The sequence below is a fragment of the Kaistia sp. 32K genome, from assembly GCF_016629525.1.
Lineage (GTDB): Bacteria > Pseudomonadota > Alphaproteobacteria > Rhizobiales > Kaistiaceae > Kaistia.
The window spans coordinates 1,278,828-1,303,672 of sequence record NZ_AP024269.1; the positions used below are offsets into that span (position 1 = coordinate 1,278,828).

General features: G+C 67.8%; 27 protein-coding genes. 10 read left to right on the forward strand and 17 right to left on the reverse strand.

The genetic code is table 11. From position 1 onward, the window contains the following. Both K32_RS05580 and mutL read right to left on the reverse strand, forming a co-directional pair. Positions 1-225: a DUF2093 domain-containing protein gene (locus tag K32_RS05580; protein WP_201403077.1), complete on the reverse strand. Its 225-nt coding sequence runs from the start codon at positions 223-225 to the stop codon at positions 1-3. A gap of 245 nt (positions 226-470) precedes the next feature. Further along, positions 471-2,309: a DNA mismatch repair endonuclease MutL gene (mutL, locus tag K32_RS05585; RefSeq protein WP_201403078.1), complete on the reverse strand. Its 1,839-nt coding sequence runs from the start codon at positions 2,307-2,309 to the stop codon at positions 471-473. A 148-nt stretch (positions 2,310-2,457) separates the two neighbouring features. Between mutL and K32_RS05590 the strand changes: the two genes are divergently transcribed. Together K32_RS05590 and K32_RS05595 are read left to right on the forward strand one after the other, a co-directional pair. Further along, positions 2,458-3,891, forward strand: a complete 1,434-nt coding sequence (locus K32_RS05590) for an amidohydrolase family protein (protein ID WP_371812968.1) — start codon at positions 2,458-2,460, stop codon at positions 3,889-3,891. Between the two features lie 94 nt (positions 3,892-3,985). Beyond that, positions 3,986-4,450 carry a hypothetical protein gene (locus K32_RS05595; RefSeq protein ID WP_201403079.1) on the forward strand — a complete coding sequence of 155 codons (465 nt, stop codon included), beginning with the start codon at positions 3,986-3,988 and terminating at the stop codon, positions 4,448-4,450. 6 nt (positions 4,451-4,456) lie between these two features. On the opposite strand, the gene K32_RS05600 is transcribed toward K32_RS05595, so the two are convergent. From K32_RS05600 to K32_RS05610, 3 genes are all read right to left on the reverse strand, one after another. Next, positions 4,457-4,681, reverse strand: a complete 225-nt coding sequence (locus K32_RS05600) for an alkylphosphonate utilization protein (protein WP_201403080.1) — start codon at positions 4,679-4,681, stop codon at positions 4,457-4,459. 41 nt (positions 4,682-4,722) lie between these two features. Further along, the gene (gene purD, locus K32_RS05605) at positions 4,723-5,985 is read right to left on the reverse strand and encodes a phosphoribosylamine--glycine ligase (protein ID WP_201404363.1); all 1,263 of its coding nucleotides are present in this window, start codon (positions 5,983-5,985) and stop codon (positions 4,723-4,725) included. 98 nt (positions 5,986-6,083) lie between these two features. After that, positions 6,084-6,566, reverse strand: coding sequence for a GNAT family N-acetyltransferase (locus K32_RS05610; RefSeq protein WP_201403081.1), 483 nt, complete (start codon positions 6,564-6,566; stop codon positions 6,084-6,086). Between the two features lie 139 nt (positions 6,567-6,705). On the opposite strand from K32_RS05610, the gene ubiA reads away from it, so the two are divergent. Further along, positions 6,706-7,632, forward strand: coding sequence for a 4-hydroxybenzoate octaprenyltransferase (gene ubiA / locus K32_RS05615; RefSeq protein ID WP_201403082.1), 927 nt, complete (start codon positions 6,706-6,708; stop codon positions 7,630-7,632). A 148-nt stretch (positions 7,633-7,780) separates the two neighbouring features. Beyond that, a complete protein-coding gene (locus K32_RS05620; protein WP_201403083.1) occupies positions 7,781-8,806 on the forward strand; it encodes a methyltransferase in 1,026 nt (341 codons plus the stop codon). A 4-nt stretch (positions 8,807-8,810) separates the two neighbouring features. On the opposite strand, the gene K32_RS05625 is transcribed toward K32_RS05620, so the two are convergent. The 3 genes from K32_RS05625 to K32_RS05635 all read right to left on the reverse strand — a co-directional run bounded on the left by K32_RS05625 (position 8,811) and on the right by K32_RS05635 (position 13,432). Continuing rightward, positions 8,811-9,371 carry a DUF6101 family protein gene (locus K32_RS05625; protein WP_201403084.1) on the reverse strand — a complete coding sequence of 187 codons (561 nt, stop codon included), beginning with the start codon at positions 9,369-9,371 and terminating at the stop codon, positions 8,811-8,813. A gap of 597 nt (positions 9,372-9,968) precedes the next feature. Continuing rightward, positions 9,969-11,396 (reverse strand): FAD-binding oxidoreductase, encoded by a 1,428-nt coding sequence (locus K32_RS05630; RefSeq protein ID WP_201403085.1) that lies wholly within the window; start codon positions 11,394-11,396, stop codon positions 9,969-9,971. A gap of 218 nt (positions 11,397-11,614) precedes the next feature. Then, the gene (locus K32_RS05635) at positions 11,615-13,432 is read right to left on the reverse strand and encodes a DUF3300 domain-containing protein (RefSeq protein ID WP_201403086.1); all 1,818 of its coding nucleotides are present in this window, start codon (positions 13,430-13,432) and stop codon (positions 11,615-11,617) included. A 305-nt stretch (positions 13,433-13,737) separates the two neighbouring features. Between K32_RS05635 and fabI the strand changes: the two genes are divergently transcribed. Both fabI and K32_RS05645 read left to right on the forward strand, forming a co-directional pair. Further along, on the forward strand, positions 13,738-14,556 hold the full coding sequence (fabI, locus tag K32_RS05640) for an enoyl-ACP reductase FabI (protein WP_201403087.1): 819 nt from the start codon (positions 13,738-13,740) through the stop codon (positions 14,554-14,556). A gap of 105 nt (positions 14,557-14,661) precedes the next feature. After that, the gene (locus K32_RS05645) at positions 14,662-15,237 is read left to right on the forward strand and encodes a histidine phosphatase family protein (protein WP_244669863.1); all 576 of its coding nucleotides are present in this window, start codon (positions 14,662-14,664) and stop codon (positions 15,235-15,237) included. 266 nt (positions 15,238-15,503) lie between these two features. On the opposite strand, the gene K32_RS05650 is transcribed toward K32_RS05645, so the two are convergent. From K32_RS05650 to K32_RS05675, 6 genes are all read right to left on the reverse strand, one after another. After that, entirely contained in the window at positions 15,504-15,761 is a 258-nt protein-coding gene (locus K32_RS05650) for a DUF1344 domain-containing protein (protein WP_201403088.1), read from the reverse strand. Between the two features lie 166 nt (positions 15,762-15,927). Next, positions 15,928-16,200, reverse strand: a complete 273-nt coding sequence (locus tag K32_RS05655) for a DUF1344 domain-containing protein (protein ID WP_201403089.1) — start codon at positions 16,198-16,200, stop codon at positions 15,928-15,930. A 178-nt stretch (positions 16,201-16,378) separates the two neighbouring features. After that, on the reverse strand, positions 16,379-16,654 hold the full coding sequence (locus K32_RS05660; RefSeq protein ID WP_201403090.1) for a DUF1344 domain-containing protein: 276 nt from the start codon (positions 16,652-16,654) through the stop codon (positions 16,379-16,381). Positions 16,655-16,815: 161 nt separating this feature from the next. Next, positions 16,816-17,091, reverse strand: coding sequence for a DUF1344 domain-containing protein (locus K32_RS05665; RefSeq protein WP_201403091.1), 276 nt, complete (start codon positions 17,089-17,091; stop codon positions 16,816-16,818). Positions 17,092-17,254: 163 nt separating this feature from the next. Next, a complete protein-coding gene (locus K32_RS05670) occupies positions 17,255-17,530 on the reverse strand; it encodes a DUF1344 domain-containing protein (protein ID WP_201403092.1) in 276 nt (91 codons plus the stop codon). A gap of 137 nt (positions 17,531-17,667) precedes the next feature. Continuing rightward, positions 17,668-17,940 carry a DUF1344 domain-containing protein gene (locus tag K32_RS05675; protein WP_201403093.1) on the reverse strand — a complete coding sequence of 91 codons (273 nt, stop codon included), beginning with the start codon at positions 17,938-17,940 and terminating at the stop codon, positions 17,668-17,670. An 816-nt stretch (positions 17,941-18,756) separates the two neighbouring features. Between K32_RS05675 and aroC the strand changes: the two genes are divergently transcribed. The 4 genes from aroC (at position 18,757) to K32_RS05695 (ending at position 21,972) form a co-directional block, all read left to right on the forward strand. Next, on the forward strand, positions 18,757-19,842 hold the full coding sequence (aroC, locus tag K32_RS05680) for a chorismate synthase (protein WP_201403094.1): 1,086 nt from the start codon (positions 18,757-18,759) through the stop codon (positions 19,840-19,842). Positions 19,843-19,977: 135 nt separating this feature from the next. After that, positions 19,978-20,931, forward strand: a complete 954-nt coding sequence (locus K32_RS05685) for an ATP-grasp fold amidoligase family protein (protein WP_201403095.1) — start codon at positions 19,978-19,980, stop codon at positions 20,929-20,931. A gap of 74 nt (positions 20,932-21,005) precedes the next feature. Further along, positions 21,006-21,293, forward strand: a complete 288-nt coding sequence (locus K32_RS05690) for a putative quinol monooxygenase (RefSeq protein ID WP_201403096.1) — start codon at positions 21,006-21,008, stop codon at positions 21,291-21,293. A gap of 106 nt (positions 21,294-21,399) precedes the next feature. Next, positions 21,400-21,972 carry an NADPH-dependent FMN reductase gene (locus K32_RS05695; protein ID WP_201403097.1) on the forward strand — a complete coding sequence of 191 codons (573 nt, stop codon included), beginning with the start codon at positions 21,400-21,402 and terminating at the stop codon, positions 21,970-21,972. A gap of 222 nt (positions 21,973-22,194) precedes the next feature. Here the strand turns inward: K32_RS05695 and K32_RS05700 are convergent, their stop codons facing one another. The 3 genes from K32_RS05700 to K32_RS05710 form a co-directional block, all read right to left on the reverse strand. Further along, positions 22,195-22,674, reverse strand: a complete 480-nt coding sequence (locus tag K32_RS05700) for a DUF1203 domain-containing protein (RefSeq protein WP_201403098.1) — start codon at positions 22,672-22,674, stop codon at positions 22,195-22,197. Between the two features lie 103 nt (positions 22,675-22,777). After that, a complete protein-coding gene (locus tag K32_RS05705; RefSeq protein WP_201403099.1) occupies positions 22,778-24,049 on the reverse strand; it encodes a class I SAM-dependent RNA methyltransferase in 1,272 nt (423 codons plus the stop codon). Beyond that, the gene (locus tag K32_RS05710) at positions 24,042-24,791 is read right to left on the reverse strand and encodes a TlyA family RNA methyltransferase (RefSeq protein ID WP_201403100.1); all 750 of its coding nucleotides are present in this window, start codon (positions 24,789-24,791) and stop codon (positions 24,042-24,044) included. Before K32_RS05710 ends, K32_RS05705 begins: the two co-directional genes overlap by 8 nt. Positions 24,792-24,845 lie beyond the last annotated feature (54 nt).

Sequence of the window (24,845 nt, forward strand, 5' to 3'; positions counted from 1 at the left end):
TCAGCTCCAGGTCAGGCCGAGCTGCTTGTGACGGGCGAGGCAGGTCGCCGGGTCGACATAGGCTTCCTGGTGCGCGACGTTCCAGTATTTGAGTTCGTCGAGCGGAATGGGAACGCCCGTCACGGCGCAGCGCACGAAGGCGCCCGGCGACAGGATCTGGTAGTCGCCATCAAGAAAACGAATGCGCGCTTCGCCGCCGCGCCCGGCTGGTTCTATACGGTTCATGTCCGGAATATCGTGCGGAACGCTCCCGCGCGCAACAGGCCTCGATGCCGCTGCGGGCGTCGGGAGTGGATTTTGACGCCGGGGCTTCACGGCCCAGGTTTGGCTCGGGCTAGGAACACCCTCCGCCGTCATCCCGGGCTTGACCCGGGATCCATCCAGCGGGGTTGCCGGTCATGCGAACCTCCCGGTGGCACGGCTGCATGGATCCCCGCCTGCGCGGGGATGACGGCGAGTTGGTCGAACTTCTACCTTCGCCCGAACAGGCGCTCGATGTCGGAGAGCTTCAGCTCGACATAGGTCGGGCGGCCGTGGTTGCACTGGCCGGAGCCGGGCGTTGCTTCCATCTCGCGCAGCAGCGCGTCCATCTCTTCCGGGCGCAACCGGCGGCCGGAGCGGACCGAGCCGTGGCAGGCCATGGTCGCGGCGACATGGTCGAGCTTTTCGCGCAGCCTGGTCGTGTCGTCCCATTCGGCGAGGTCGTCGGCGAGGTTGACGACCAGCGCCCGCGTGTCGAGCTCGCCGAGCAGTGCCGGCGTCTCGCGCACGGCGACGGCGCCGGGGCCGAAGCCCTCGATGACGAGGCCGAGCTCGGCGAATTCGTCGGCCCGCTTCAGGAGCCGGCCGACATCGTCCTCCGGCAGGTCGATGACATCCGGGATCAGCAGGATCTGCCGGGCGACACCGGAGCGCGCCAGCGCCGTCTTCATCCGCTCATAGACGAGCCGCTCATGCGCGGCGTGCTGGTCGACGATGACGAGGCCGTTTGTCGTCTGCGCGAGGATGTAGTTCTCGTGCAATTGCGCCCGCGCCGCGCCGAGCGGGCGGTCGGAATGGTCGACCTCGGCCGGCGCGTTGGCGCGTGCGTCGGCGGAGGGCACGTTGACCGCCGCGAAGGCCGGCTGCAATGGCTCGGCGAAGGCGGTTGCCGGGGCATAGGCCGGCTGGGCCGGCGCCGGGCTGCTCTGCCAGGAAGCGAAGGAAAGCGGCGCCGTAGAGGCCGAAGTGGCGGGGCGCCAGGCGGGTGCGGCCGGCGGCGCGCCGGTGCGGAACGCGGCGAGCGTGGCGCTGCCGCCCGTCGTCGCCGAACGGTGGCCGGCCTGGTGGATGGCGTTGCGCAGCGCGCCGACGATCAGCCCGCGCACCAGGCCCGGATCGCGGAAGCGGACGTCGGATTTCGCCGGATGCACGTTGACGTCGACGCCGTGCGGCTCGAGCTCGATGCGGAGCGCCGCGACCGGATGGCGGTCCCGCGACATCACGTCGGCATAGCCGGCGCGCAGCGCGCCGAGCAGCAGCTTGTCGCGCACCGGCCGGCCGTTGACGAACAGGAACTGGTGCAACCCGTTGCCGCGGTTGAAGGTCGGCAGGCCGGCATAGCCCGTGAGGCGGATGCCCTCGCGCTCCGCCTCGATCGCGAGCGCGTTGTCGACGAAATCCTGGCCGAGGATCTGGCCGAGCCGCTCGACGAAGGGATCGTCGCCATGCGCCACCGGATAGTCGATCGCGCCGCGGTCGCTGCCGGCAAGCGCGAAGCGGACCTCGGGATGCGCCATGGCGAGGCGCTTGACGATGTCGGTGACGGCGGTCGCCTCGGCCCGCTCGCCCTTCAGGAACTTGAGCCGGGCGGGGGTGGAGAAGAAGAGGTCGGTCACCTCGACGCGCGTGCCGGCGGAAAGCCCGGCCGGGCGCGGCGGATGCACGAGCCCGCCCTCGACGACGATCTCCCAGGCATGCGGCTCGCTCGCATGGCGCGAGGCGATCGAGAGCCGCGCCACGGCGCCGATCGAGGCGAGCGCCTCGCCGCGGAAGCCGAGGGTGCGGATGTCGAGCAGATCGTCGGTCAGCTTCGAGGTGCAGTGGCGGTCGACGGCGAGCGCGAGGTCCTCGCGCGTCATGCCGCCGCCGTCGTCGCTGACGCGGATCAGCGACGCGCCGCCGCCGGCCGTGACGATCTCGACCCGCTTCGCACCGGCGTCGATGGCGTTTTCCACCAGTTCCTTGACGACGCTCGCCGGCCGTTCGACCACCTCGCCGGCGGCGATGCGGTTGATCATGTCTTCGGAAAGGCGGCGGACGACGGTCATTCGGGAGCAATCTGGCTGTTGGCCGGCGATCCTGCCGGATTCGGCCGCGCGAGGGAAGCAGACCCGCGCCTCGATCCCCGAACGGTTCTTCGCGGCCGCGCATTGGTTATAGTGGGGGCCGGATTATCCGCTCCTGGAAGGAAAGCTCATGATCGGAACGCGACACAGACAGGCGGGAGCCGGCTCCGGCTGGGTTCGCCGTTCGCTGGCTGCCGCCGCCCTCGCGGTCGGCCTCGGCGGGCCGGCGATCGCGCATGACATGGACCTCGCCAATCTCGGCCAGGCCGACCCGGCGGGCATCCCGGCGCCTGACGGCGTCACGCTGTTCCAGAACGTCCGCGTCTTCGACGGCCGCAAGGCCGAGCTGTCGCCGCCCTCGAACGTCCTGGTGCGCGGCAATCACATCGCGCGCATCTCGGTCGATCCGATCGAGATCCCGCCCGGTGACGACACGGTGGTGATCCCCGGCGACGGCCGCGTGCTGATGCCGGGGCTGATCGACGCGCATTGGCACGCCTTCATGGCGGCGACGCCGCAGGCGGTGCTGATGACGGCGGAGCCCGCCTATCTGCAGCTTTTGGCGGCGCGGCAGGCCGAGGCGACGCTGATGCGCGGCTTCACCACCATTCGCGATCTCGGCGGCCCGGTGACCGGGCTGAAGCGCGCCATCGACGAGGGCGTCGTCGTCGGCCCGCGCATCTATCCCTCGGGCGCCTTCATCTCGCAGACGTCGGGACACGGCGATTTCCGCCAGCTCGCCGAGCTGCCGCGCCAGCAAGGCGGCCCGCTCAGCGTCTCGGAGCGCGAGGGCATCGCCGCGATCGCCGACAGCCCGGACGAGGTGCGGCTGCGCACGCGCGAGCAATTGCGGCTCGGCGCCAGCCAGATCAAGCTGATGGCGAGCGGCGGCGTCAACTCGCCGCCGCACAACTCGATCCAGTCGCTGCAGTTCAGCGAGGCGGAGCTGCGCGCCGCCGTCGAGGCGGCGGCCGACTTCGGCACCTATGTCACCGTGCATGCCTACACGCCCGGCGCCATCCGCCGCGCCATCGCGGCCGGCGTGCAGTGCATCGACCACGGCCAGCTGATGGACGAGGACACGGCCAAGCTGATGGCCGAGAAGGGCATCTGGCTCTCGATCCAGCCGCTGCTCGACGACGAGGACATTCCGCCGATGAGCGCCGATTCGCGCGCCCGGGCGCTGCAGGTCTTCGCCGGCACCGACAACGCCTACCGGCTCGCCAAGAAATACGGCATCAAGACCGCCTTCGGCTCGGACGCGCTGTTCGATCCGCGCGTGGCGACCCGCCAGGGCGCGCAGCTGGTGAAGCTCCTGAACTGGTACACGTCGGCCGAGGCGCTGAAGATGGCCACCGCCGACAATGGCGAGCTGATGGCGCTTTCGGGCACGGTCAATCCCTATCCGGGCAAGCTCGGCGTCATCGAGGAGGGCGCGCTCGCCGACCTGCTGCTGGTCGACGGCGACCCCCTGCAGAACCTGGCGCTGATCGAGGATCCGGAGACCAATTTCCTCGTCATCATGAAGGACGGCCTGATCTACAAGGACACGCTGCCGCAGTAATCGCGGAGATTTGATGCCCTGCACCGCGTGCCGGACTGCGCAAGTGCGACTATAGCTTGCGTAGTCGGGTGCTCTTGCCGGTGGTGAGGTGCGCATGTCGATGACGGTTACTGACTATGCGAAGGCCACGAAGGAACTCGCGGACGCCAATCCGCGTAAGCTCGATCCCTATCGGCCCTTTCTCCAGTTTCTGGTCGGACACCTCACCTTCACGGGGGTCATTCTCGTCGGGGCACTCGCAACCTTGCCGAAAAAGGGCGCGGAGCTGGAACCGCCGATGGCTGCCGCGCTCGGCGGTGTCCTTGCCTGGATGGCGCTATCAGCGCTGGCAGCAAGCTTGCTCGCACTCGTCGCGCAGGTGCTCCGGTTTGTCTACGTCCGCAGCAAGTGGGATCCGGCCTGGGATTGGAGCCGGGCTGTCGGAATCGCCTGCGTGCTGTTGCCGATAGGGCTAGGCATGGTGGCCGTGGCCTATTGCCTGCGTGCCGGTGTCGCGCTCCTCGGCGGCGCGGCGACCCTGCCGTCGCTCCTCGATACCGTCAAAGGCTTGTTCGTCTGAGCGGCCTCAGGCCTTCTTGACGAACTCGGCGCGGAGCACGAGGCCCTTCACCTGCTTGGTGTTGCATTCGAAGGTGTCGGGATCGTCGATCAGGCGGATGCCCTTCACCAGCGTGCCGCGCTTCAGCGTCTCGGACGTGCCCTTGACCTTCAGATCCTTGATCAGCGTGACGCTGTCGCCGTCCTTGAGCGGCGTGCCGTTGCTGTCGCGCACGATGATGTCGTCGGTCATGGTCTGTCCTGGGTAAGGGGAGGTCGGGGCTGGCAGCCGTCTCAGACGGCGCGCCAGCCGATGTCGCGGCGGGCGAAGCCTTCCGGCCAGTCGATCGTGTCGACGGCCGCATAGGCGCGGCTCTGCGCCTCGGCGACGCTGGCGCCGAGCGCCGTGACGTTGAGGACGCGGCCGCCATTGGCGACCAGCTTGCCGTCGGAAAGCGCGGTGCCGGCCTGGAACACCTGCGTCTCCGGCAGCGCGTTGGCCGCCTCGACGCCGGAGATCGGCGTGCCCTTGGCATAGTCGCCGGGATAGCCCTTGGCCGCCATGACGACGGTCAGCGCCGCTTCCGGCCGCCAGCGCGTCTCGACGCCGGCGAGCTTGCCCTCGGCGGCCGCGAGCAGCAGCTCGAGCAGGTCGCTCTCCAGCCGCATCATCAGCACCTGGCATTCCGGATCGCCGAAGCGGACATTGTATTCGATCAGCTCCGGGCCCTTGGCGGTGATCATCAGGCCGGCGAACAGCACGCCCTTGAACGGGGCGCCGCGCGCCGCCATCGCCTTCATCGTCGGGCGGATGATCTCGTTCATCGTCCGCTCGATCATCGCCTCGGTCATCACCGGCGCGGGCGAATAGGCGCCCATGCCGCCGGTATTCGGGCCGGTGTCGCCGTCGCCGACGCGCTTGTGGTCCTGCGCGGTCGCGAGCGGCACGGCGTCGACGCCGTCGCAGACGGCGAAGAAGCTCGCCTCCTCGCCGATCAGGCATTCTTCCACCACGACCTCGGCGCCGGCCGAGCCGAAGGCGCCGTCGAAGCAGGCGTCGATCGCCGCATGCGCCTCGTCCAGCGTCTCGGCCACGACAACGCCCTTGCCGGCGGCGATGCCGTCCGCCTTGACGACGATCGGCGCGCCCATGCGGGTCGCGTAGTCGCGGGCCGGGGCGGCTTCCGTGAAGCGCTGGTAGGCGGCGGTCGGGATGTCCGCCTCGGCGCAGAGATCCTTGGTGTAGCCCTTCGAGCCTTCGAGGCGCGACGCCTCGCGGCTCGGGCCGAACACCTTGATACCGGCAGCATCGAGCGCGTCGGCGAGGCCGGCGACCAGCGGCGCCTCGGGGCCGACGACGACGAAATCGATCATGTTGTGGCGGCAGAAATCGACGACCGCGTGATGGTCGAACGGATCGAGCCGCACGAGCTCGGCGAGCGCGCCGATGCCCGGATTGCCGGGGGCGGCGTAGAGCTGGCCGAGGCGCGGCGATTTCCGGAGCGCCCAGGCCAGCGCATGCTCGCGGCCGCCCGATCCGATCAGGAGAATGTTGATGCGCGTCTCGCTCATGTCTGGCCCGTCCTTCGATCCCGTGCGCGGCGCTTAGCAAGCGAAGGGCGGAATGTCGAATCCGGAGGTGGGATCCGGCGACGTTATCGCAGGTCTTTCGCCAGGAAGACGGTGCCTTCGATCGGCGTGGCGTAGTAGGGCTCGATCCTGCGGAAACCCGTCTTGCCATAGAGCGCCAGCGCCGCGCCCAGGCTCGGCAGCGTATCGAGCCGCATCTCGCGATAGCCGATACGCCGGGCCTCGGCGACGAGGGCGTCGACCAGCGCGCGGCCGACGCCGAGCCCGCGGCCATCCGGCGCCACATAGAGCCGTTTCATCTCGCAGATCTCGGCGTCCAGAGGCCGAAGGCCGACGCAACCGAGCGGCAGACCCGACGCGGCCCGCGCCAGAAGCAATTCTCCGCCGGGCGGCGCGTATTTCCCCGGCATGGACGCGATTTCCGTCTCGAAATCCTGGAAGCGGAGATCGATGTCGAGCGAGGCGGCGTAGGCGCGGATCATGCCGACGACGACAGCGAGATCGTCGTCGCTCCGGACGGGGCGGATCTGGAAGGAGGTTTCGGACATGCCCAAGCCTAGCCTCCGGCGTGGGCGGAGACAACGGAGGCGCGTTGGCGGGAAAGCCGCGCTTACAGCAAGTCGTCGCGTGGCGCCCGCCGGGATCGGGTGTATGAAGGGGCCGTCACGACCGAAGCGGAAGAGCCCGATGAGCCTGAACCATGGAACCGTCGCCGATGCCGACCGGGGCAACTGGGTCGATCATTTCGCGCCGCCATGGCTGCGCCCCTATGCCAGGCTCGCGCGCTGGGACCGGCCGATCGGCTGGCGGCTGCTGCTCCTGCCGTGCTGGTGGGCGGCGGCGATGGCGAGCGGCGTCGCCGGCTCGACGCTTCCCAATATCGGACACCTGATCCTGTTTCTGATCGGCGCCGTCGCCATGCGCGGCGCCGGCTGCACCTATAACGACATCGTCGACCGCGAGCTCGACGCCGGCGTGGCGCGCACGCGTTCGCGGCCGATCCCGAGCGGCCAGGTCAGCGTCCGCAACGCCAAGATCTTCCTGATCCTGCAGGCGCTCGCCGGTCTCGTGGTGCTCCTGTTCTTCAACTGGTTTTCGGTGGCGCTCGGCGTCGCCTCGCTGGTGGTGGTCGCCGCCTATCCGTTCATGAAGCGGATCACCGACTGGCCGCAATTCGTGCTCGGCCTCGCCTTTTCCTGGGGCGCGCTGATCGGCTGGTCGGCCGTGTTCGGCAGCCTGTCGCTGGCGCCGCTGCTGCTCTATGCCGGCAGCGTGCTGTGGACGATCGGCTACGACACGATCTACGCGCTGCAGGACATCGAGGACGACAAGATCATGGGCGTGCGCTCGACCGCCCGCCTGTTCGGCGACCGCGCGCCCGAGATGGTCGGCCTGCTCTATGCGGGCTCGACGCTGTTCTGGGCCGGCGCGCTCGTCGCCGCCGGCGTCCATTGGATCGCCTGGCTCGGGCTCGCGCTCTTCGCCGCCCATCTCGCCTGGCAGGTCCTGAGCGTGCGCCTCGACAACGACGCGCTGGCGCTTCGTCTGTTCAAGTCGAACTGGCCGGCCGGACTGGTGTTCTTCGCCGGTCTCGTCGTCGCCGGCTGGCTCTGAGGCCCGGTCGCGCAGCACGGCCGGCGGGCCGTTTCCGGTATTCACGAACACGTCACTTGATGATCTCGGGCAGTCGCGCGCTATTCAGCGCGTGACTTTGCCTGCGCATGGAGAATTGCAACAGAGATTCATTTGGGAGCGATAGCTTATGTCTACAGAAGCACTTGCCGCCGTTTCCGAAATCAATCCTGGGCCCGTCATCGACGCCGTGCTCGGCTATCGCGATACCGCCGCCATGAAGGCGGCGATCTCGCTCGATCTTTTTACCCTGCTCGGCGAGGCGCCGGCGACCGCCGCGACGCTCGCGGCGCGCACCAGCGCCTCCCAGCGCGGCCTGCGCATCCTCTGCGACTATCTCGCCGTCAGGGGCATCGTCGAAAAGCGCGGCGATCGCTATCAGCTGAGCCCGACCAGCGCCGTCTTCCTCGACAAGCGCTCGCCCGGCTACATGGGCAGCATCGTCGATTTCCTGGCGTCGCCGGAGATGGTGGCGCTCTGGCTCGACGATCCCGTCGCCTATGTGCGGCAGGGCGGCTCGCTCGGGCTCGCCAACATGTCGCCGGAGAATCCGATCTGGATCAAGTTCGCGGAAGCCATGGTGCCGCTGGTGATCGGCAGCGCCGAGGGACTGGCGGCCGAGGTGGCGACATGGCCGAACCCGCCGCGCAGGGTGCTCGACATCGCCGCCGGGCACGGCTTCTTCGGCATCGCGGTGGCGCGCGCCGTGCCGGATGCCGAGATCGTCGCGCTCGACTGGCCATCGGTGCTGAAGCTTGCCGAGCGCAACGCCGCCGATGCGGGAATGGCCGGGCGCTATTCGACGATCGCCGGCAGCGCCTTCGATGTCGGCTGGGGCTCGGACTATGATCTCGTGATGATGCCGAACTTCCTGCACCATTTCGACCACGAGACCTGCGTGCTGCTCCTGCGCAAGGCGCGGGCGAGCCTGGCGCCGGGTGGTCGGGTGCTGGCGGTGGAGTTCGTGCCGGAGGAGGATCGCGTCTCGCCGGCCTGGCCGGCGGCCTTCGCCATGATGATGCTGGCGACGACGCAGCGTGGCGACGCCTATACGGCAAAGGAGCTCGGCCTGATGGCGCGGGATGCCGGCTTTGCCGGGGCCAGCGTGCGGCCGATGCCGCCGTCACCGGCGAGTCTGGTGGTGTTCGAGGACTAACCGCTTAGTCGCGGGCGATGATCTCGCGGCCCGAAAGCGTCTCGACCTCGTTGTAGAAGCCGGTCTTGCGGCGCTTCAGGAAGCGCGGGCGGCGGCGGGTGATCGAGGCCGGGGCGCGGCGCGCCTTGGGGTCGCCGACGACCAGCGAGCCGAGCTGCTCGAGCGGCGCCCGCACCGTGCCGTCGCCGTCGACGATCAGCAGCGGCAGGCCGAGCGCGCGGCCCCAGGCCTGCCAGTCGGCCGCGACGTCCTCGCCATTGCCGAGATCCTCGACGACGACCAGCGGCAGCGACATGGCGGGATCGCGGTGCATCAGCTCGACGATGGTGCGGACCGCGCCGGTCTCGGGATCGCCGGACATCCGGACGGCGACGCCGCGAAAGGCGCTGACCGGGGTGGAGAGGGTGGTCGGGATGCCGCCGAGGCGACGCTTGATGATCGCCTGCTCGCGATCGAGATAGACGGCCGGGGTGGTGGCCGAGGCCGGGCCGGCGAGGGTGGCCTCGTAGCGGACGGGAAGCGCGAAGGGATCGAGGCGGAGATCGTTGCCGGATGCCTGAGCCATGCTGTTTGCCATCGTCTTCAACTCCGTCGCTGCCTTGTTTCGGTCCCGCCACCGGGCGGTTAACAGGACCTTAAGGAGAGGGATCCGCTTGACCGGGCCCGCTCTTTGTTGAGGCGACAATGCCACGCGATCGGCCATTCAGAGCTTAAGGGACATGGTTAACGGCCCGGCGATCGCGGGCAGGGTTAGCGGCCGGTGATCGAAGACGGTTGACGAAAACTTGCTGAATTGTGGCAGCGGCGGCGGCGATGGCGGCAGCCCGCCATTTGCGCCGGGGATCCTCCCGGCGGCTTTCGGCCAGAGGCCCGCGCATCGCGCAACCATCGCATGCGGAGAGGGCGCATCTCCCTGTGGGCATCTCCGGCGCGCGACGGCGAACGTGAACTTTTGCAGCGTCCCGGGGCCGGCGGAGTGTGAACTCTTTCGCCTTCGGCTCGTCGTGACGGACGTCGGCTGCCCCACCCTCGGTCGTCATCCCTGCGAAAGCAGGGATCCATACATCCGAAGCCCCGGGAGGTTCGTCCTGCCGGCAACCCAGCTGGATGGATCCCGGGTCAAGCCCGGGATGACGGCGAGGGTGGGGAGACGACGTCTGCCTCAGAGCCGCAGCATCTTGCCGGGGTTCAAAATGCCCTTCGGGTCGAGGGCCAGCTTGATCGTCCGCATCATGTCGATCGCCACCGGCCCTTTGGCGGCGGGCAGCAGGTCGCGCTTCAGGCGGCCGATGCCGTGCTCGGCCGAGATCGAGCCGTGATAGCGGGCGACGATACCGTGTACGAGCGCGTTGACCTCGTCCCAGCGCGCCAGGAAGGCTTCCTTGTCGGCACCAACGGGCTGCGTGATGTTGAAATGGATGTTGCCGTCGCCGAGATGGCCGAAGGGGACCGGCCGGCAGCCGGGCACGAACGCCTCGACGGCGGCGATCGCCTCCTTGAGGAAGGCGGGAACGCTCGCGACCGGCACCGAGACGTCGTGTTTGATCGAGCCGCCTTCCGGCTTCTGCGCTTCCGACATGCCGTGCCGCATCCGCCAGAACGTGTTCCGCTCGGCGAGCGACTGGGCGATCGTGGCGTCCTGCACCACGCCGTTCTCGAAGGCGGTGCCCAGAATGTCCTCGATCGCGCCGCGCGCTGCCTCGTCGGAATGGCCGGACGAGATCTCCATCAGCGCGTACCAGGGGGCTGTGGTCGCCACCGGCTCGCGCGAGCCGGGGATATGGCGGAGCACGAAATCGACGCCGATGCGCGGCATCAGCTCGAAGCCGGTCAGATCATGCCCGGCACGGTCGCGCGCGAGATTGAACAGGGCAAGGGCTGCTTCCGGATCGGCGAGCGCCGCGAAGGCGACGGCCTGGCCCTTCGGGCGGGGATAGAGCTTCAGCACGGCGGCGGTGATGATGCCGAGCGTGCCTTCGCCGCCGATGAAGAGCTGTTTCAGGTCATAGCCGGTATTGTCCTTGCGCAGCGCGCCGAGGCCCTCCCAGATCCTCCCGTCCGCCAGCACCACTTCGAGGCCGAGCACGAGATCGCGCATGTTGCCATAGGCGAGCACGGCCGTGCCGCCGGCATTGGTCGAGATGTTGCCGCCGATCCGGCACGAACCTTCCGAGCCGAGCGAGAGCGGGAACAGCCGGTCGGCCGCTTCCGCCGCGGTCTGCACGTCGGCGAGGATGGCGCCGGCCTCGACCGTCATTGAATAGCCGTCGGCGTCGACGGCGCGGATTTTCGTCATGCGGTCGAGCGACAGCACGATCTCGCCGCCGCTCGAATCGGGAACCTGGCCGCCGACGAGCCCGGTATTGCCGCTCTGCGGCACGATCGCGGTGCCCGTCTCGTTGGCGAGCGCCAGGATCGCCGACATCTCCGCCGTCGAGCCGGGACGAAGTACCAGCGGCGTCTCGCCGACATATTTGTCGCGCCATTCCATCCGGTAGGGACGCGTCGCTTCCGGGTCGGTAAGCGCCGCGCCCGGGGCGACGAGGGCGACGAAACGGGCGATGAGCTCGGGAGTGGGGCGGTTCGGCATGATGGCGGGTTTCGATCCTTGGCTTGCGCCGCGCAGGATACGCGCCTCGCGGCCTTTGTAAAAAGCCGGCATGCGGGGGCACGAAAAAATGTCGCCGGCCTGCTGCGGCAGGCCGGCGAGCACGGGCGGGTCCTCCCCAGGCGACAGGATCGCTCGACCCATCCCGTTGATCGGGACAGCGATGGCGCGATCGTCGCGCCACCGGATGTCTTGAGCCGCTAGCGGCAGTTGTCCTGGCCGGGCCGGCAGTTGCGGCCGCGGTTCGGCTGCGGCCGGTTGCGGTTCTGGTTGTTCGGCCGGGCGTTCTGCTGCTGCGGCCGAGCGTTCTGCCCCGGCCGGGCATTCTGCGGCCGCTGCTGCGGACGCGCGTTCTGCCCAGGGCGCTGTTGCGGCCGGGCGTTCTGCCCAGGGCGCTGCTGCGGGCGGGCATTCTGCGACGGCCGCTGCTGCGGCCGGGCGTTCTGCGACGGACGCTGCTGCGGACGAGCGTTCTGCGACGGACGCTGCTGCGGACGGGCATTCTGCCCAGGCCGTTGCTGCGGACGGGCATTCTCCGGCCGCGACGGCCGCGTCACTTCGGGGCGGTTCGGCCGGTTCGGACGGCTCTCCGCGCCGGGGCGACCGGCCTCGGGACGGTTCGGACGCGTGTTCGCCGGCCGCTCGGGACGATTCGGACGACCCGTCTCGGCGCCGGGCCGGTTCGGCCGATTCGGGCGGGCATTCTCCCCCGGACGCTCGGGTCGGTTCGGACGACCGCTTTCAGCGCCCGGACGATTGGGACGACCGTTCTCGGCTCCCGGCCGATTCGGCCTGCCGGTCTCGGTGCCGGGCCGATTGGGACGACCATTTTCGGTGCCCGGGCGATTCGGGCGACCGGTCTCCGTGCCGGGACGCCCCGGACGGTTGTTGTTGTTGTCACCGGGACGACCGGGGCGATTGTTGTCGCCGGGACGACCGGGGCGGTTGTCACCCGGGCGGCCGGGCCGGTTGTTGTCGCCGGGGCGGTTGTCGCCAGGGCGGCCGGGACGGTTGTTGTCGCCGGGGCGACCCGTCTCGGGGCGGCCCGGGCGGTTGGGCCGGTCAGGGCGATTCGGCCGCTCCGGATACCAGGTGCCCGGCGGACGCGGGCGATGCGGCGGGCCGGGACGCCAGCCGGGGCTGCCATGCCAATGATGATGGACCCAGACATTGTTCCAGCCGCGATTGTTCCAGCCCCAGCGATTGTTCCAGGCCGAGCCGACCAGGATGGCGGTGCCGAACACCAGCGCGCCGGTGGCCGCCGTCGTGAAGACGTCGGCGGAATTATAGACCGGCACGTAGATGCGTTCGGGCTCGGCCGGGGCGATCGAGATCACGCGCGGCGCGCTCGGCGTCTCCTGCACGACGGTGACGACCTGCTGCGGCGTCGTCTTCAGATTGCCGACCTTCTCGGCCTGCGCGCGCAGCAGCTGGATGACGGTGGCGACATCCCCGGGCTGGCGATCGAAGGCGAAGCCGAGCGATTCGGTCCATTCCTCGTGGTCGACGAGCATCTCGACGACATCCGGAAAGCGCAGCAGCGCCACCACCGGCGCGTCGAGGCCGAGCTTCTCCGCTTCGGCGTAGTCGCCGGCTTCCGCCGCCTTCGGATTATCGAACAGCCACTGTTCGGCCTTCGCCAGCTGATCCGGCCGGGTGCTCGCCGAAAGCACCAGCGAAAGCAGGGGATCGGGATAGAGCGCGATCGGGCCGAGCAGGTATTCGAGTTCCGACACCGTATAGAGATCGGGATCCTCGTCGCTCGCCGCCGCGGTGGCTTCCGCGGCGCCCGGGACCCGGTCGGGAAGGGCGGGGGCAGCGCGGGGCGCCTCGGACTCGACCGGCTTCTGGTCGTCCGGCGCCGGGGTCGAGTCGGCCTGGGCGACCCGCACGGGAGCCGTCAGCGTCTCGGCGAGAACGGGGTAGATCGTTGTCGACCAGCCGAACAGGGCTGCTACCGCCAGTCGTGAATAGTTGCCTGTCCCGAGCCAGGTCTTGTCTTTCAAGCGTGGCGCCATGCCTGGCCCCTCCTATCGGTCGAATGCCTTAATGATTGTCACAATGCCCCCGTTTCCGGAAGCGTTCCCCGACGTCCGGCTTGCCCGATGGTTAAATCTGGGATGCCTCGCCGCGAGGCGGGATTCGGTGCCTAGGACGCATCCCGTCCAGGTTGCATCGGCCGGCGGGGCCGGGGCTCGCTTCCGCGTTCCGCAACAGGCATACACTGAGTGTGATGACCGCTCCGTCGCTTCGTCTTGAAGCGGCAAAGGGCCTGTGCGATAGGAAGCGCGCCTCCGGACGCTACGAAGAGGGAAAAATAGGCATGACTGAAGCAGGCGGTTTGTTGAAGGGTAAGCGCGGGCTCGTGCTGGGCGTCGCGAACAACCGGTCGATCGCCTGGGGAATTGCCAAGGCTGCCCACGACCATGGCGCCGAACTGGCCTTTACCTACCAGGGCGATGCGCTGAAGAAGCGCGTCGAGCCGCTCGCGGCTGAACTGAACGCGCTCGTCGTCGGCCATTGCGACGTTTCCGACGCTGCCTCCATCGACGCGGTCTTCGCCGAAGTCGAGAAGCAGTGGGGCAAGCTCGATTTCCTCGTGCACGCGATCGGCTTCTCCGACAAGGACGAGCTGACCGGCCGCTATGTCGACACGAGCGAAGGCAATTTCAGCAAGACCATGCTGATCTCGGTCTATTCGCTGACCGCCGTGACGCAGCGCGCCGAGAAGCTGATGACCGATGGCGGCTCGATCCTGACGCTGACTTATTACGGCGCCGAGAAGGTGATGCCGAACTACAACGTCATGGGCGTCGCCAAGGCCGCGCTCGAGGCGAGCGTGCAGTATCTCGCCGTCGACCTCGGCCCGAAGAACATCCGCGTCAACGCGATTTCCGCCGGTCCGATCAAGACGCTGGCCGCCTCGGGCATCGGCGATTTCCGCTATATCCTGAAGTGGAACGAGTACAACGCGCCGCTGCGGCGGACCGTGACGACGGAAGAGGTCGGTGATTCCGGCGTCTATTTCCTGTCGGACCTGTCGCGCGCCGTCACCGGCGAAGTCCATCACGTCGATTCCGGCTACCATGTCGTCGGCATGAAGGCCGTCGACGCGCCGGATATCTCGGTGATCAAGGACTGACGAATACGCGCTCCGGTCCGCCGGAGCGCCGCCCTGCCTCTACCGGGCGCCGGTTCGCCGGCGCCTTCTTTGCCCGATACCCCTGCGCCAATGCGGAGTCTCGCCATGCCGATCCTCGTCTTCATCCGGCACGGGGAGACGGACTGGAACGCCGAGGGCCGCTTCCAGGGGCAGCGGGACATTCCCTTGAATGCGCGCGGCCGCATCCAGGCGCAGCGCAATGGCCGCGTCCTTCTCGAGCGCATGCCCGAGGCCGCCGGCTTCGACTTCGTTGCCAGCCCGCTCGAGCGTACCCGCCAGACGATGGAAATCGCCCGCGGCGCCATGGGCCTCGACCCCTCCGCCTATCGCCTCGATCCGATCCTGAAGGAAATCACCTTCGGCGACTGGGAAGGCTTCACCGCCCCGGAACTCGAGGCGCGCTGGCCCGAGCAGGTGGTGGCGCGCGAGGGCGACAAATGGGGCTTCGTGCCGCCCGCCGGCGAGAGCTACGAGATGCTGTCGGTGCGGATCGGCCAGTGGCTCGAGAGCCTCGACACCGATACCGTCGTCGTGTCGCATGGCGGCGTCTGCCGGGTCCTGCGTGGCCTGCTGCTCGGGCTCGACAAGGATACGACGCCCAATCTCGACGTGCCGCAGGACCGGATCTTCGTCTGGAACGGCGCCGCGCACTGGCTCTGACCGCCGGCTAACAAACCGGGCTTTCAGGCCCGCCGACTCCTCAAATATCTGCCGGGCTTTCCGTGGCTTCGTGAGCGCTGTGACGCTGCCCGCGATCGCGGATTCATGGCCCCCAAACGAGAACGACGCCCGGAGGGGTGCCGGGCGTCGTTCGCGAGGTCAGTCAGGTAGAGATGAGATCGGTTGGGACCGATCGCAAGAGGTCGTAGGTCGATCGGTCGTACGGACCGATTGTTCAGCCGGTATTCGGCCGATCCCTTCACTGATTACTTGGCGGCGGGATAGGGATTGAAGGCGCCGAGGCCTTCCGAGCCCTGGTGCGCGACGCCGACCGTCTGGCCGGGAAGAATGCCGAGCAGCTGGTTGCCGTTGGCGAACTTGAAGGTCTGGCCGTCCTGCAGGGTCAGCGTGCCGGTCGAGACATTGACGCTCTCGACCGAACCTTCGGTCTGCTCGGCGGCGATGGCGGCGGCACCCGAAGCGAGGAAGGCGACGGAAGCGGCGGCGAGGATGAGATTACGCATGGGAGGTCTCCTGGTCGAACCGGGGTTCGTTCGACTTATTGCGCCCGTTTTCGGGAGGGCAATTCCCGCCGCCTGTCGGGGGGAGGCAGGCGGAGGAGACAGGGTCCGGCTCGCCGGACGCTGTCAGGGGGATGCGATCCATAGAGGGAGCCGGGCTCCCGGCGGATCAGCCTCGGCTGTTGTCGGCGCGGGCGGGGTTCGGATTGAAGGCGCCGAGGCCTTCATTGCCCTGATGCGAGACACCGATGTTCTGGCCCGGAAGGATACCGAGCAGCTGCTTGCCATTGGCGAAATTGAAGGTCTGGCCGTTCTGCAGGGTCAGCGTGCCGGTCGTGGCGTTGACGCTGACGACGGTGCCTTCGGTCTGTTCGGCGGCGATGGCCGCGGCGCCAGAAGCGAGGAAGGCGACGGAAGCGGCGGCGATGATGAAATTGCGCATTGTCTTAAGTCCTTGTCGAACCGGGTTCGACGTGATTGCGCCCGATTTCGGGAGGGCGATTCCCATTGCCTGACGGGGTGGACAGGCAGGCAGTTTCTTGGCTGGAGGCAGTGTCCGGCCTGCCGGACGCTGTCTCGAAGCTCAGTCGGTCCAGGCGGGAGGCGATCCTCCCGACGGATCAGCTATTGCTGCTGTTCGAAGCGCGGGCCGGGCTCGGGTTGAAAGCGCCGAGGCCTTCCGAACCCTGATGCGAGACGCCGATGTTCTGGCCGGGGAGGATGCCGAGCAGCTGCTTGCCATTGGCGAAATTGAAGGTCTGGCCGCTCTGCAGGGTCAGCGTGCCGGTCGTGGCGTTGACGCTGGTGACGGTGCCTTCGGTCTGCTCGGCGGCGATGGCAGCGGCGCCCGAAGCGAGGAAGGCGACGGAAGCGGCGGCGATGATGAAATTGCGCATGGTATCAAGTCCTTGTCGAACCGGGTTCGACGTGATTGCGCCCGATTTCGGGAGGGCGATTCCCATTGCCTGACGATGTGGGCAGGCAGGAAGTCTTCTGGGCTGGAGGCAGTGTCCGGCTTGCCGGACGCTGTCTCGAAGCTTGGTCGTTCCGGGCGGGATCAGCTGTTGCTGCTGTTCGAAGCGCGGGCCGGGTTCGGGTTGAAAGCGCCGAGGCCTTCATTGCCCTGGTGCGAGACGCCGACGTTCTGGCCCGGGAGGATGCCGAGCAGCTGCTTGCCGTTGACGAAGTTGAAGGTCTGGCCGCTCTGCAGGGTCAGCGTGCCGGCGGCGGCGTTGACGCTGGTGACGGTGCCTTCGGTCTGCTCAGCCGCGATGGCGGCAGCGCCGGAGGCGAGGAAGGCGACCGAAGCGGCGGCGATGACGAAATTGCGCATGATAAGTCTCCTGGTCGAACGGGGGGTCGACATGCTTGCATTCTGGGAGGGAGGGAATTCTCTCGCCCGGGGGGAGGGAGAGGCTGCGGGCCGTCCGGTTGGGGGAGCCGGACGTTGGCCCGCGGTCAGTCGAGGTCAGGTATTCAGAGGAACTTCAGGCAGCTCAGCTGTTGGTGCTGCTCGAAGCGCGGGCCGGGGCCGGGTTGAAAGCGCCGAGGCCTTCCGAACCGTTGTGCGAGACGCCGACGGCCTGGCCGGGCAGGATGCCGAGGAGCTGCTTGCCGTTGGCGAACTGGAAGGACTGGCCTCCCTGCAGGGTCAGCGTGCCGGCCGAAGCGTTGACGCTGGTAACGGTGCCTTCGGTCTGCTCGGCGGCGAAGGCGGCAGCGCCGGAAGCGAGGAAGGCGACCGAAGCGGCGGCGAGGACGAAATTGCGCATAATAAGTCTCCTGGTCGAACGGGGGTTCGACATCGTCATGTTCAGTGGGGAGGGGGGAGTGCGGGCCGCCCGGTAGGGGAGCCGGGCGCTGGCCCGCGGTCAGGGGAAGTCAGGTACTCGTGGGAACTCTAGGTAGCTCAGCTGTTGCTGTCCGAAGCGCGGGCCGGGTTCGGGTTGAAGGCGCCGAGGCCTTCCGTGCCCTGGTACGACACGCCGACGGCCTGGCCGGGGACGATGCCGAGGAGCTGCTTGCCGTTGGCGAACTGGAAGGTCTGGCCTCCCTGGAGGGTCAGCGTGCCGGCGGAAGCGTTGACGCTGGTGACGGTGCCTTCGGTCTGCTCGGCTGCGATGGCAGCGGCGCCCGAGGCGAGGAAGGCAACCGAAGCAGCGGTGATGATCAGGTTACGCATTCTATATTCTCCTGGTCGATATCGGATCGACCTGCTCTCCGGGGGCGGTTGGGAACCACGGGATTGGTTCGCTTTCGTTTCGCTTCCGGTGAGCTGAAATTGGGTAGCAGGGTCAAAAGCTGCAAGGGGTCGTTTTTTCGGTCGAGAGGCCCTTAAAAAGCTAGTGACCGATACGTAATGCGTTTTTTCGTGAAATTTTCCTAATTCATGCTCCTGAATCGGGCTTTAAGGAGAAATTCGTACCAAATCGGCTATCCATTGTTCACCGAATTTGGTGAGACTGTTCAATAACATGCATTGCTTATTGTTGCTTGGGCTCACTATTTCGTGAGGCGCCCGGCAAAAAGGCGCCCAAAGGCATGGCGCAAGCAGGGCGGCGCTGGGCAAAACGTGGCGGGACCGTCCAAGAATCCATCAAATCCGCGTGATTCACGGTTCCGATTGGGAGGGCGGGGCGAAAGAATGCCTCTTGCGCGCGAGGCGGGCGCGGCCGTCATTCCGGCGGCAGAAACGATAACGGCGCCCAGAGGGGTACCGGGCGCCGTTCTCAGGGAGCGGAAGAAGCGCGGAGGTCAGTCACAAACGCCGCTTCGGCTCCCCATTCGGACAGGGCGGGGGAAGCCATGTCCGATCTGAATCTCGTTTAATGTCGTTGTTGCTGATTATAGCAAAGCTTATGATATGTGCAAGTGATTGTGTGTGCTGCTCATTCTGCCATCATTGCCGCGGCCTTTTGCGCCCCGGCGCAAGCCGGCGTTTGACGGGAAGGCGCTGGCTTTCTAGAACCGGGGCCAATCTTCGGGAGCGCCTTCGTCCATGTCGCACAATACCTTCGGCCATCTGTTCCGCGTCACGACCTGGGGCGAGAGCCATGGACCCGCCCTCGGCGCCGTCGTCGACGGCTGTCCGCCCCGCATCGCCATCTCGGAAGCCGAGATCCAGGCCTGGCTCGACAAGCGCAAGCCCGGCACCTCGCGCTTCACCACGCAGCGCCGCGAGCCGGACGAAGTCCGTATCCTTTCCGGTGTCATGCCCCAGGAAGATGGCACGCTGTTGACAACCGGCACGCCGATCGCGCTCGAGATCCAGAATGTCGACCAGCGCTCCAAGGACTATGGAGACATCAAAGATCGTTACCGGCCGGGCCATGCCGATTTCACCTATGACGTGAAATACGGCATCCGCGACTATCGCGGCGGCGGCCGCTCCTCGGCCCGCGAGACGGCGGCGCGCGTCGCCGCGGGCGCCATCGCCCGCAAGATCGTCCCGGGCATGAGCGTGCGCGGCGCGCTGGTGCAGATCGGCCCACACAAGATCGATCGCGCGCGCTGGAACTGGAACGAGGTCGACCAGAATCCCTTCTTCTGCCCCGACGCCGAGGCGGCGAAGGTGTGGGAAGCCTATCTCGACGGCATCCGCAAGGCGGGCTCCTCCGTCGGCGCCGTCATCGAGATCGTCGCCGAGGGCGTGCCGGCCGGCCTCGGCGCGCCGGTCTATGCCAAGCTCGACCAGGATATCGCCAGCCTCCTGATGTCGATCAACGCCGTGAAGGGTGTCGAGATCGGCGAAGGCTTCGACGCCGCGGCGCTCACCGGCGAGGAGAACGCCGACGAGATGCGGATCGGCAATGACGGCAAGCCGCTGTTCCTCTCCAACCATGCCGGCGGCATTCTCGGCGGCATCTCGACCGGCCAGCCGATCGTCGCCCGCTTCGCCGTCAAGCCGACCTCGTCGATCCTGACGACGCGCCGCTCGATCACGGCGAAGGGCGAGGAAGTGGACGTGATGACCAAGGGCCGTCACGACCCCTGCGTCGGCATCCGCGCCGTGCCGATCGGCGAGGCGATGGTCGCCTGCGCCGTCGCCGACCACTATCTCCGCCATCGCGGCCAGAACGGCTGAGGCGAGAAGCCGGTTTCACGAACGATGTGAGGTCTTTCGCCGTCTCCGGGAGACGGCGGGAGGCCGTTGGAATCATGCGCGCTTCGTGGTCGACTGACCGGCGCGCGGAAGATCGGGCTCCGGGGGGAGTTGAGAGTGCCACCACGCCATCGGCGAACGCCGATCCGCGATATCTTTCGCGTTTTGAAGCGCTACCGGCGCGCCCATGGCCGCTATCCCAGCCTCTTCCGGCCGCGGCGCTTCTCGGAAAAGATCCAGTGGCGCAAGCTGTTCGATCCGAACCCGCTCTATTCGGTGTTCTGCGACAAGCTGGCCTGCCGCGACTTTATCGAGGCGCGGCTCGGGCCGGGTCATTTGCCGCCGCTCCTCTGGTCGGGCGACGATCCGGCGGCGCTGCCGCTGGAACGGCTCCCGGTGCCCTTCGTCGTCAAATGCGCGCATGGCAGCGGCATGAACGTCTTCGTCGACGATCCAACGCGGGCGGATTTCGCTGCGATCCGCGCCAGCCTGGCCGCCTGGCAGGCGCAGAATTTCGGCCGCGCCCTGCAGGAGCCGGGCTATGTGCCGGTGCCGCCGCGCCTGCTCGTCGAGGCCATGCTGGCCGAGGACGACGGCGCGCTGCCGCTCGAATACAAGCTCTTCCTGTTCGACGGCCGGGTCGAGCTGATCATCGTGCGGATCAATGACGGTCCCGACAACCACCGCAACCTGTTCCTGCGGCCGGATGCATCGCGCGTCGACGTCCGCTTCGATGCTCCGATCCATACGGGGCCGCTGCCCGAGGCCGATCTCGGGGCGATGTTCGCGATGGCTGAGCGGCTCGGGGCGGGGCTGGATCACGTCCGGGTCGATTTTCTTGTCTCGCGCGGCAGGATCCATGTCGGCGAACTCACCGTCTATTCCTTCAGCGGCCTGACGCCCTGCGAACCGGCGAGCTTTGATCTCGAGCTCGGCCGCGCCTGGACGATTCAAGCGCCGTTGCGGCGGGCGCTCGCCGCCATGCTGGGCCTGGCGCGCCCCGACGAGGACGGACGTTCAAGCAGCAATGGGCAGCCGCGCGCGGGGCTCGCAACCGAAGCCGGCGAGTAGGCGCGCTTGCCGCAGCATTGCCGCGATGCCGGCGCAGCCTGCCTTCCTTCAGACACGAAGCAGGGAGGCTTGCGATGAGCGTGGCACGGATCGGTGAATTTCGCGCGGCCGACGGCGATGGCGACGCGCTGGCGGCGTTTCTCGGCTCGATCCGGATGATCATCCTCGGTTCGGAGGGGGCGATCTCCTGCGAGGTGTTTCGCGATCGGGCGGACTCCGCCCGCTTCTTTGTGATCGAGCACTGGCAGACGGCCGAGGCGCATCAGGCTTCGGTCAAGAACATCCCGCCCGACATGTTCAGGACGGCGATGGCGCTGTTCGCCGAGACGCCGAAGGGCAGCTATTTCGACAGCATCGCCTAGGTCCGAGAGGAGGCGGAACGGTTGACGGACCGTTCACTCCGGCGTCATCCGATAAGCACTATATATGGTCGCGCCGCCTTATCGGATCCGCACAGGACGCCTCATTTTGCTCAAGCTTCACACCATCGTCGCCTCGACCCGCCCGGGCCGCGCCGGTCTTTCGATCGGCACCTGGTTCCACGGCATCGCCAGCGCGCACAAGGACTTCCAGGCCGAACTGATCGACCTCAAGGCCGTCAACCTGCCGTTCTTCGACGAACCGCATCATCCGCGGCTCCGCCAGTATATGCACCAGCACACCAAGGACTGGAGCGCGACGATCGATGCGGCCGACGCCGTCGTCTTCGTGATGCCGGAGTACAATCACGGCTTCACCGCGCCCCTGAAGAACGCCATCGACTATCTGTCGCATGAATGGGCCGACAAGCCGGTCGGCTTCGTCAGCTATGGCGGCGTCTCGGCCGGCACCCGCGCCGTGCAGTTGCTGAAGCCCGTCACCACCGCCGTCGGCCTGGTCGCTGCCGGCGAGGTCAACATCCCGTTCTACGCCCAGTATCGCCAGGACGAGACGTTCACGCCGCCGGAGAGCTTCAACGACGCCGCCAATCTGATGCTGGGCCGCATCGCCAAGGTAGGCGCGACGCTGAAGGCGCAGCGCCAGGTTCTGGTCGCCGCCTGAGCGGTCGACCTCGCTATCGCTTGCGAAATGGCGGCCTCCGGCCGCCATTTCTTTGCGCGCTCGGCGACGGCCACCCGCTCGCTGTCATCCCGGGCTCTACCCGGGATCCATTCAGCTGGGTTGCTGAACGCCCGGGCGCCCGGCGTGAATGCGCGTCGGCCGTGGATGGATGGATCCCTGCTTTCGCAGGGATGACGGCGGAGGAGGGCAGAGACCATTCTCTCAGGCTGCATAGCCGCGCTCGATCCGGCACTGGAAGCAGTTGTTGGTCGAGGAGCGGAGATGGACGAAGGCGATGTCGTCGCGCGCCAGTAGTTCGCCAGCCTCGTCGCCGATCGCCGCGCGCGGCACCACCTTGCCGCTGCCATAGACGATGCGCTCGTCGGTCGAATAGCCGCGGATGATATAGGCGGCGGATGTCAGCATTGCCGGCGAGGCGTCGCTCGCCTCGGCCCGAGCGCAGGCATCGGCACACAGGAAGATCGGCCCCAGCTCGGCATAGGGGTTGACCGTCTCGAACGGTCGATGCGCCACGATCAGATAGGCGGAGCCGTCCGGCACAGTGCGAAGGCAATGCCGGCAGGGCACGCCGTTGCCGTCCGAGATCTGGCGCTCCGGCGTCTGGCCGTTGGCGTCCGCCCCGCCGCCGCGATAGTGCGCGGCGACCCGGCTCGGGATGGCGACAAAGCGAATGGCGGGCATCGAAGCCTCCTCGTTGGAATGGAGGCTTCGATGGAACGCCAAGCCGCGGGCTGCCGCTATCCGGATCTTGCGATGGAATCGCCGGCAGGGATTGCCAGGCCGATCAGCTCAGCCGCACCCGCCGCGTCGTGGCTCCCTTGCGGGCGAGCTCGAAGGTGGCGACGACCTCGATATGGCCGGACCACAGGAACTGGTCGACCGGGGTCACGCGCGTCAGCTTGTAGCCGCCGTCGATCAGGATGCGCGCGTCGCGGGCGAGCGTCGCCGGATTGCAGGAGACGCCGACGATCTGCGGCACCACGGATTTCGCCAGCGTCTCGGCCTGCGCCTTGGCGCCGGCGCGCGGCGGATCGAACACGACGGCCTTGAAGTCCTTGAGCTCGACCGGCGCCATCGGATTGAGGAACAGGTCGCGACGCCGCGTCTTCACCGCCCGGATGCCCTTGGAGAAGCGCATCGAGCGATCGAGCGCCTCCAGAAGCTTGGTCTCGCCCTCGACGGCGAGAACCGGGAAGCGCCGCGCCAGCTTCAACGTGAACGTGCCGATGCCGGAGAAGAGATCGAGGACGGGCCCGCTGGACTTGCTGATGGCGCTATCGACGAGATCGGCCATGGCGAGTTCGGAGCTGGCCGTCGCCTGCAGGAAGCCGCCGGGGCTCGGATAGAGCACGACCGGATCGTTGCGGATCTCCGGCATGCGGCTCATGACGATTTCGGCGCCGTCCACCGTCAACCGGCAGATCGCCCCGTCAACGGCGGCGCGTCCAAGCGCCTCATAATCGGCGCGGCCGGGCTTGCGAGCGCCCTCGAGCGAAACGTCGAGGCCGGTATCGGTCGATACCACGGTCATCCGGGCGCGCTTGCCCTGGTCGACCAGCCGGTTGGCGAGAGCCGCAAGCTTGTCGCGACGCGTCTCGATCTCCGGCACCAGCAGCGGGCATTCCTCGATCGCCAGCACGTCGTGGCTCTCGCGCTTGTTGAAGCCGAGCACGAGGCCCTTGTCCTCGCGCGCCAGCGTGAACACGGCGCGGCGGCGCGAATGCGGCCCGACCGGCTCGACCGGATCGACCTCGGTCTCGATGCCGCGCTGCGCGAAGGCGTGGACGACGAGGTCGCGCTTCCAGGCTTGGTATTTCTCCGGTGCCCAATGCTGCAGCGCGCAGCCGCCGCAGACGGTGAAATGCTTGCAGGCGGGATCGATCCGGTCGGGGCTCGGGGTGAGGATCTCGACCAGATGGCCGCGCTCACCGTCGATCTCGGCGGTGACGACTTCGCCCGGCAGCGTGAAGGGCACGAAGACCTTGTGGCCGGAAGCGGTCTCGGCGATGCCGTCGCCTTCATGGCCGAGGGCGGTGATGGTGAGCGTCTCAGCCATTGTCTTTCCTTACGCCGAGCAGGAATTCGTGATTGCCGTCGCCACCGGCGATCGGGGAGGGGATGAGGCCGTCGACGACCCATCCCGGCTCCGCGGCAATCCAGTCAACGATGCGCTGGACGGCGGCCTCGCCTTCGCTGGCGTCGCGAACGAGGCCATTCTTGGCGATGCCGTCCTTGCCGACCTCGAACTGCGGCTTGACCAGAAGAACGCCCCAGCTGCCCGGCTCGGCCAGTTCAAGCGCCGGCGGCAGGGCCAGGCGGAGCGAGATGAACGACACGTCGCAGACGATGGCGTCGAACGGCTCGCCGATGTCGTCGGCGGTCAGGTCGCGGACGTTCAGGCCCTCGCGCATGGTGACGCGCGAACGGCCGGCGACGCGCGGATGCAACTGGCCATGCCCGACATCGAGCGCATGCACATGGCGCGCGCCGCGTTCGAGCAGCACTTCGGTGAAGCCGCCGGTCGAGGCGCCGAGATCGAGCGCCGTGCGACCCGTCGGATCATAGCCGAAATGGTCCAGTCCCGCGACGAGCTTCAGCGCGGCGCGCGAGACGTAGCGCTGCGCCGGGTCGTCGATCTCGAGCGTGGCATTCGGCCGGATGGTCGCGGCGGGTTTGGTGATCAGGACGCCGTCGACGCGGACATGCCCGCGCAGGACGGCGTCGCGCGCCTTGGCACGCGAGGCGACCAGCCCGCGCGCGAGCAAGACCATATCCAAGCGATGTGTGGTGTCGTTCATGGCGCGAGTGATGGCGTGCGCGGCGGCCAAGCGCAAGAGCCATGGCGGCGCCAT

What these genes read in the sequence shown, in the direction of transcription:
- K32_RS05600 (WP_201403080.1), bottom strand. Translation starts at nt 4,681, where the DNA reads ATGACCGACGACATCATCGTGCGCGACAGCAACGGCACGCCGCTCAAG.
- K32_RS05700 (WP_201403098.1), bottom strand. Translation starts at nt 22,674, where the DNA reads ATGCCCGCCATTCGCTTTGTCGCCATCCCGAGCCGGGTCGCCGCGCAC.
- K32_RS05625 (WP_201403084.1), bottom strand. Translation starts at nt 9,371, where the DNA reads ATGGCTCAGGCATCCGGCAACGATCTCCGCCTCGATCCCTTCGCGCTT.
- K32_RS05645 (WP_244669863.1), top strand. Translation starts at nt 14,662, where the DNA reads ATGCCGATCCTCGTCTTCATCCGGCACGGGGAGACGGACTGGAACGCC.
- mutL (WP_201403078.1), bottom strand. Translation starts at nt 2,309, where the DNA reads ATGACCGTCGTCCGCCGCCTTTCCGAAGACATGATCAACCGCATCGCC.
- K32_RS05670 (WP_201403092.1), bottom strand. Translation starts at nt 17,530, where the DNA reads ATGCGCAATTTCGTCCTCGCCGCCGCTTCGGTCGCCTTCCTCGCTTCC.
- K32_RS05675 (WP_201403093.1), bottom strand. Translation starts at nt 17,940, where the DNA reads ATGCGTAACCTGATCATCACCGCTGCTTCGGTTGCCTTCCTCGCCTCG.
- K32_RS05690 (WP_201403096.1), top strand. Translation starts at nt 21,006, where the DNA reads ATGAGCGTGGCACGGATCGGTGAATTTCGCGCGGCCGACGGCGATGGC.
- K32_RS05610 (WP_201403081.1), bottom strand. Translation starts at nt 6,566, where the DNA reads ATGTCCGAAACCTCCTTCCAGATCCGCCCCGTCCGGAGCGACGACGAT.
- K32_RS05595 (WP_201403079.1), top strand. Translation starts at nt 3,986, where the DNA reads ATGTCGATGACGGTTACTGACTATGCGAAGGCCACGAAGGAACTCGCG.
- K32_RS05705 (WP_201403099.1), bottom strand. Translation starts at nt 24,049, where the DNA reads ATGGCTGAGACGCTCACCATCACCGCCCTCGGCCATGAAGGCGACGGC.
- K32_RS05630 (WP_201403085.1), bottom strand. Translation starts at nt 11,396, where the DNA reads ATGCCGAACCGCCCCACTCCCGAGCTCATCGCCCGTTTCGTCGCCCTC.
- K32_RS05660 (WP_201403090.1), bottom strand. Translation starts at nt 16,654, where the DNA reads ATGCGCAATTTCATCATCGCCGCCGCTTCCGTCGCCTTCCTCGCTTCG.
- fabI (WP_201403087.1), top strand. Translation starts at nt 13,738, where the DNA reads ATGACTGAAGCAGGCGGTTTGTTGAAGGGTAAGCGCGGGCTCGTGCTG.
- ubiA (WP_201403082.1), top strand. Translation starts at nt 6,706, where the DNA reads ATGAGCCTGAACCATGGAACCGTCGCCGATGCCGACCGGGGCAACTGG.
- K32_RS05580 (WP_201403077.1), bottom strand. Translation starts at nt 225, where the DNA reads ATGAACCGTATAGAACCAGCCGGGCGCGGCGGCGAAGCGCGCATTCGT.
- aroC (WP_201403094.1), top strand. Translation starts at nt 18,757, where the DNA reads ATGTCGCACAATACCTTCGGCCATCTGTTCCGCGTCACGACCTGGGGC.
- K32_RS05590 (WP_371812968.1), top strand. Translation starts at nt 2,458, where the DNA reads ATGATCGGAACGCGACACAGACAGGCGGGAGCCGGCTCCGGCTGGGTT.
- K32_RS05655 (WP_201403089.1), bottom strand. Translation starts at nt 16,200, where the DNA reads ATGCGCAATTTCATCATCGCCGCCGCTTCCGTCGCCTTCCTCGCTTCT.
- K32_RS05710 (WP_201403100.1), bottom strand. Translation starts at nt 24,791, where the DNA reads ATGAACGACACCACACATCGCTTGGATATGGTCTTGCTCGCGCGCGGG.
- K32_RS05635 (WP_201403086.1), bottom strand. Translation starts at nt 13,432, where the DNA reads ATGGCGCCACGCTTGAAAGACAAGACCTGGCTCGGGACAGGCAACTAT.
- K32_RS05620 (WP_201403083.1), top strand. Translation starts at nt 7,781, where the DNA reads ATGTCTACAGAAGCACTTGCCGCCGTTTCCGAAATCAATCCTGGGCCC.
- K32_RS05665 (WP_201403091.1), bottom strand. Translation starts at nt 17,091, where the DNA reads ATGCGCAATTTCGTCATCGCCGCCGCTTCGGTCGCCTTCCTCGCCTCC.
- K32_RS05650 (WP_201403088.1), bottom strand. Translation starts at nt 15,761, where the DNA reads ATGCGTAATCTCATCCTCGCCGCCGCTTCCGTCGCCTTCCTCGCTTCG.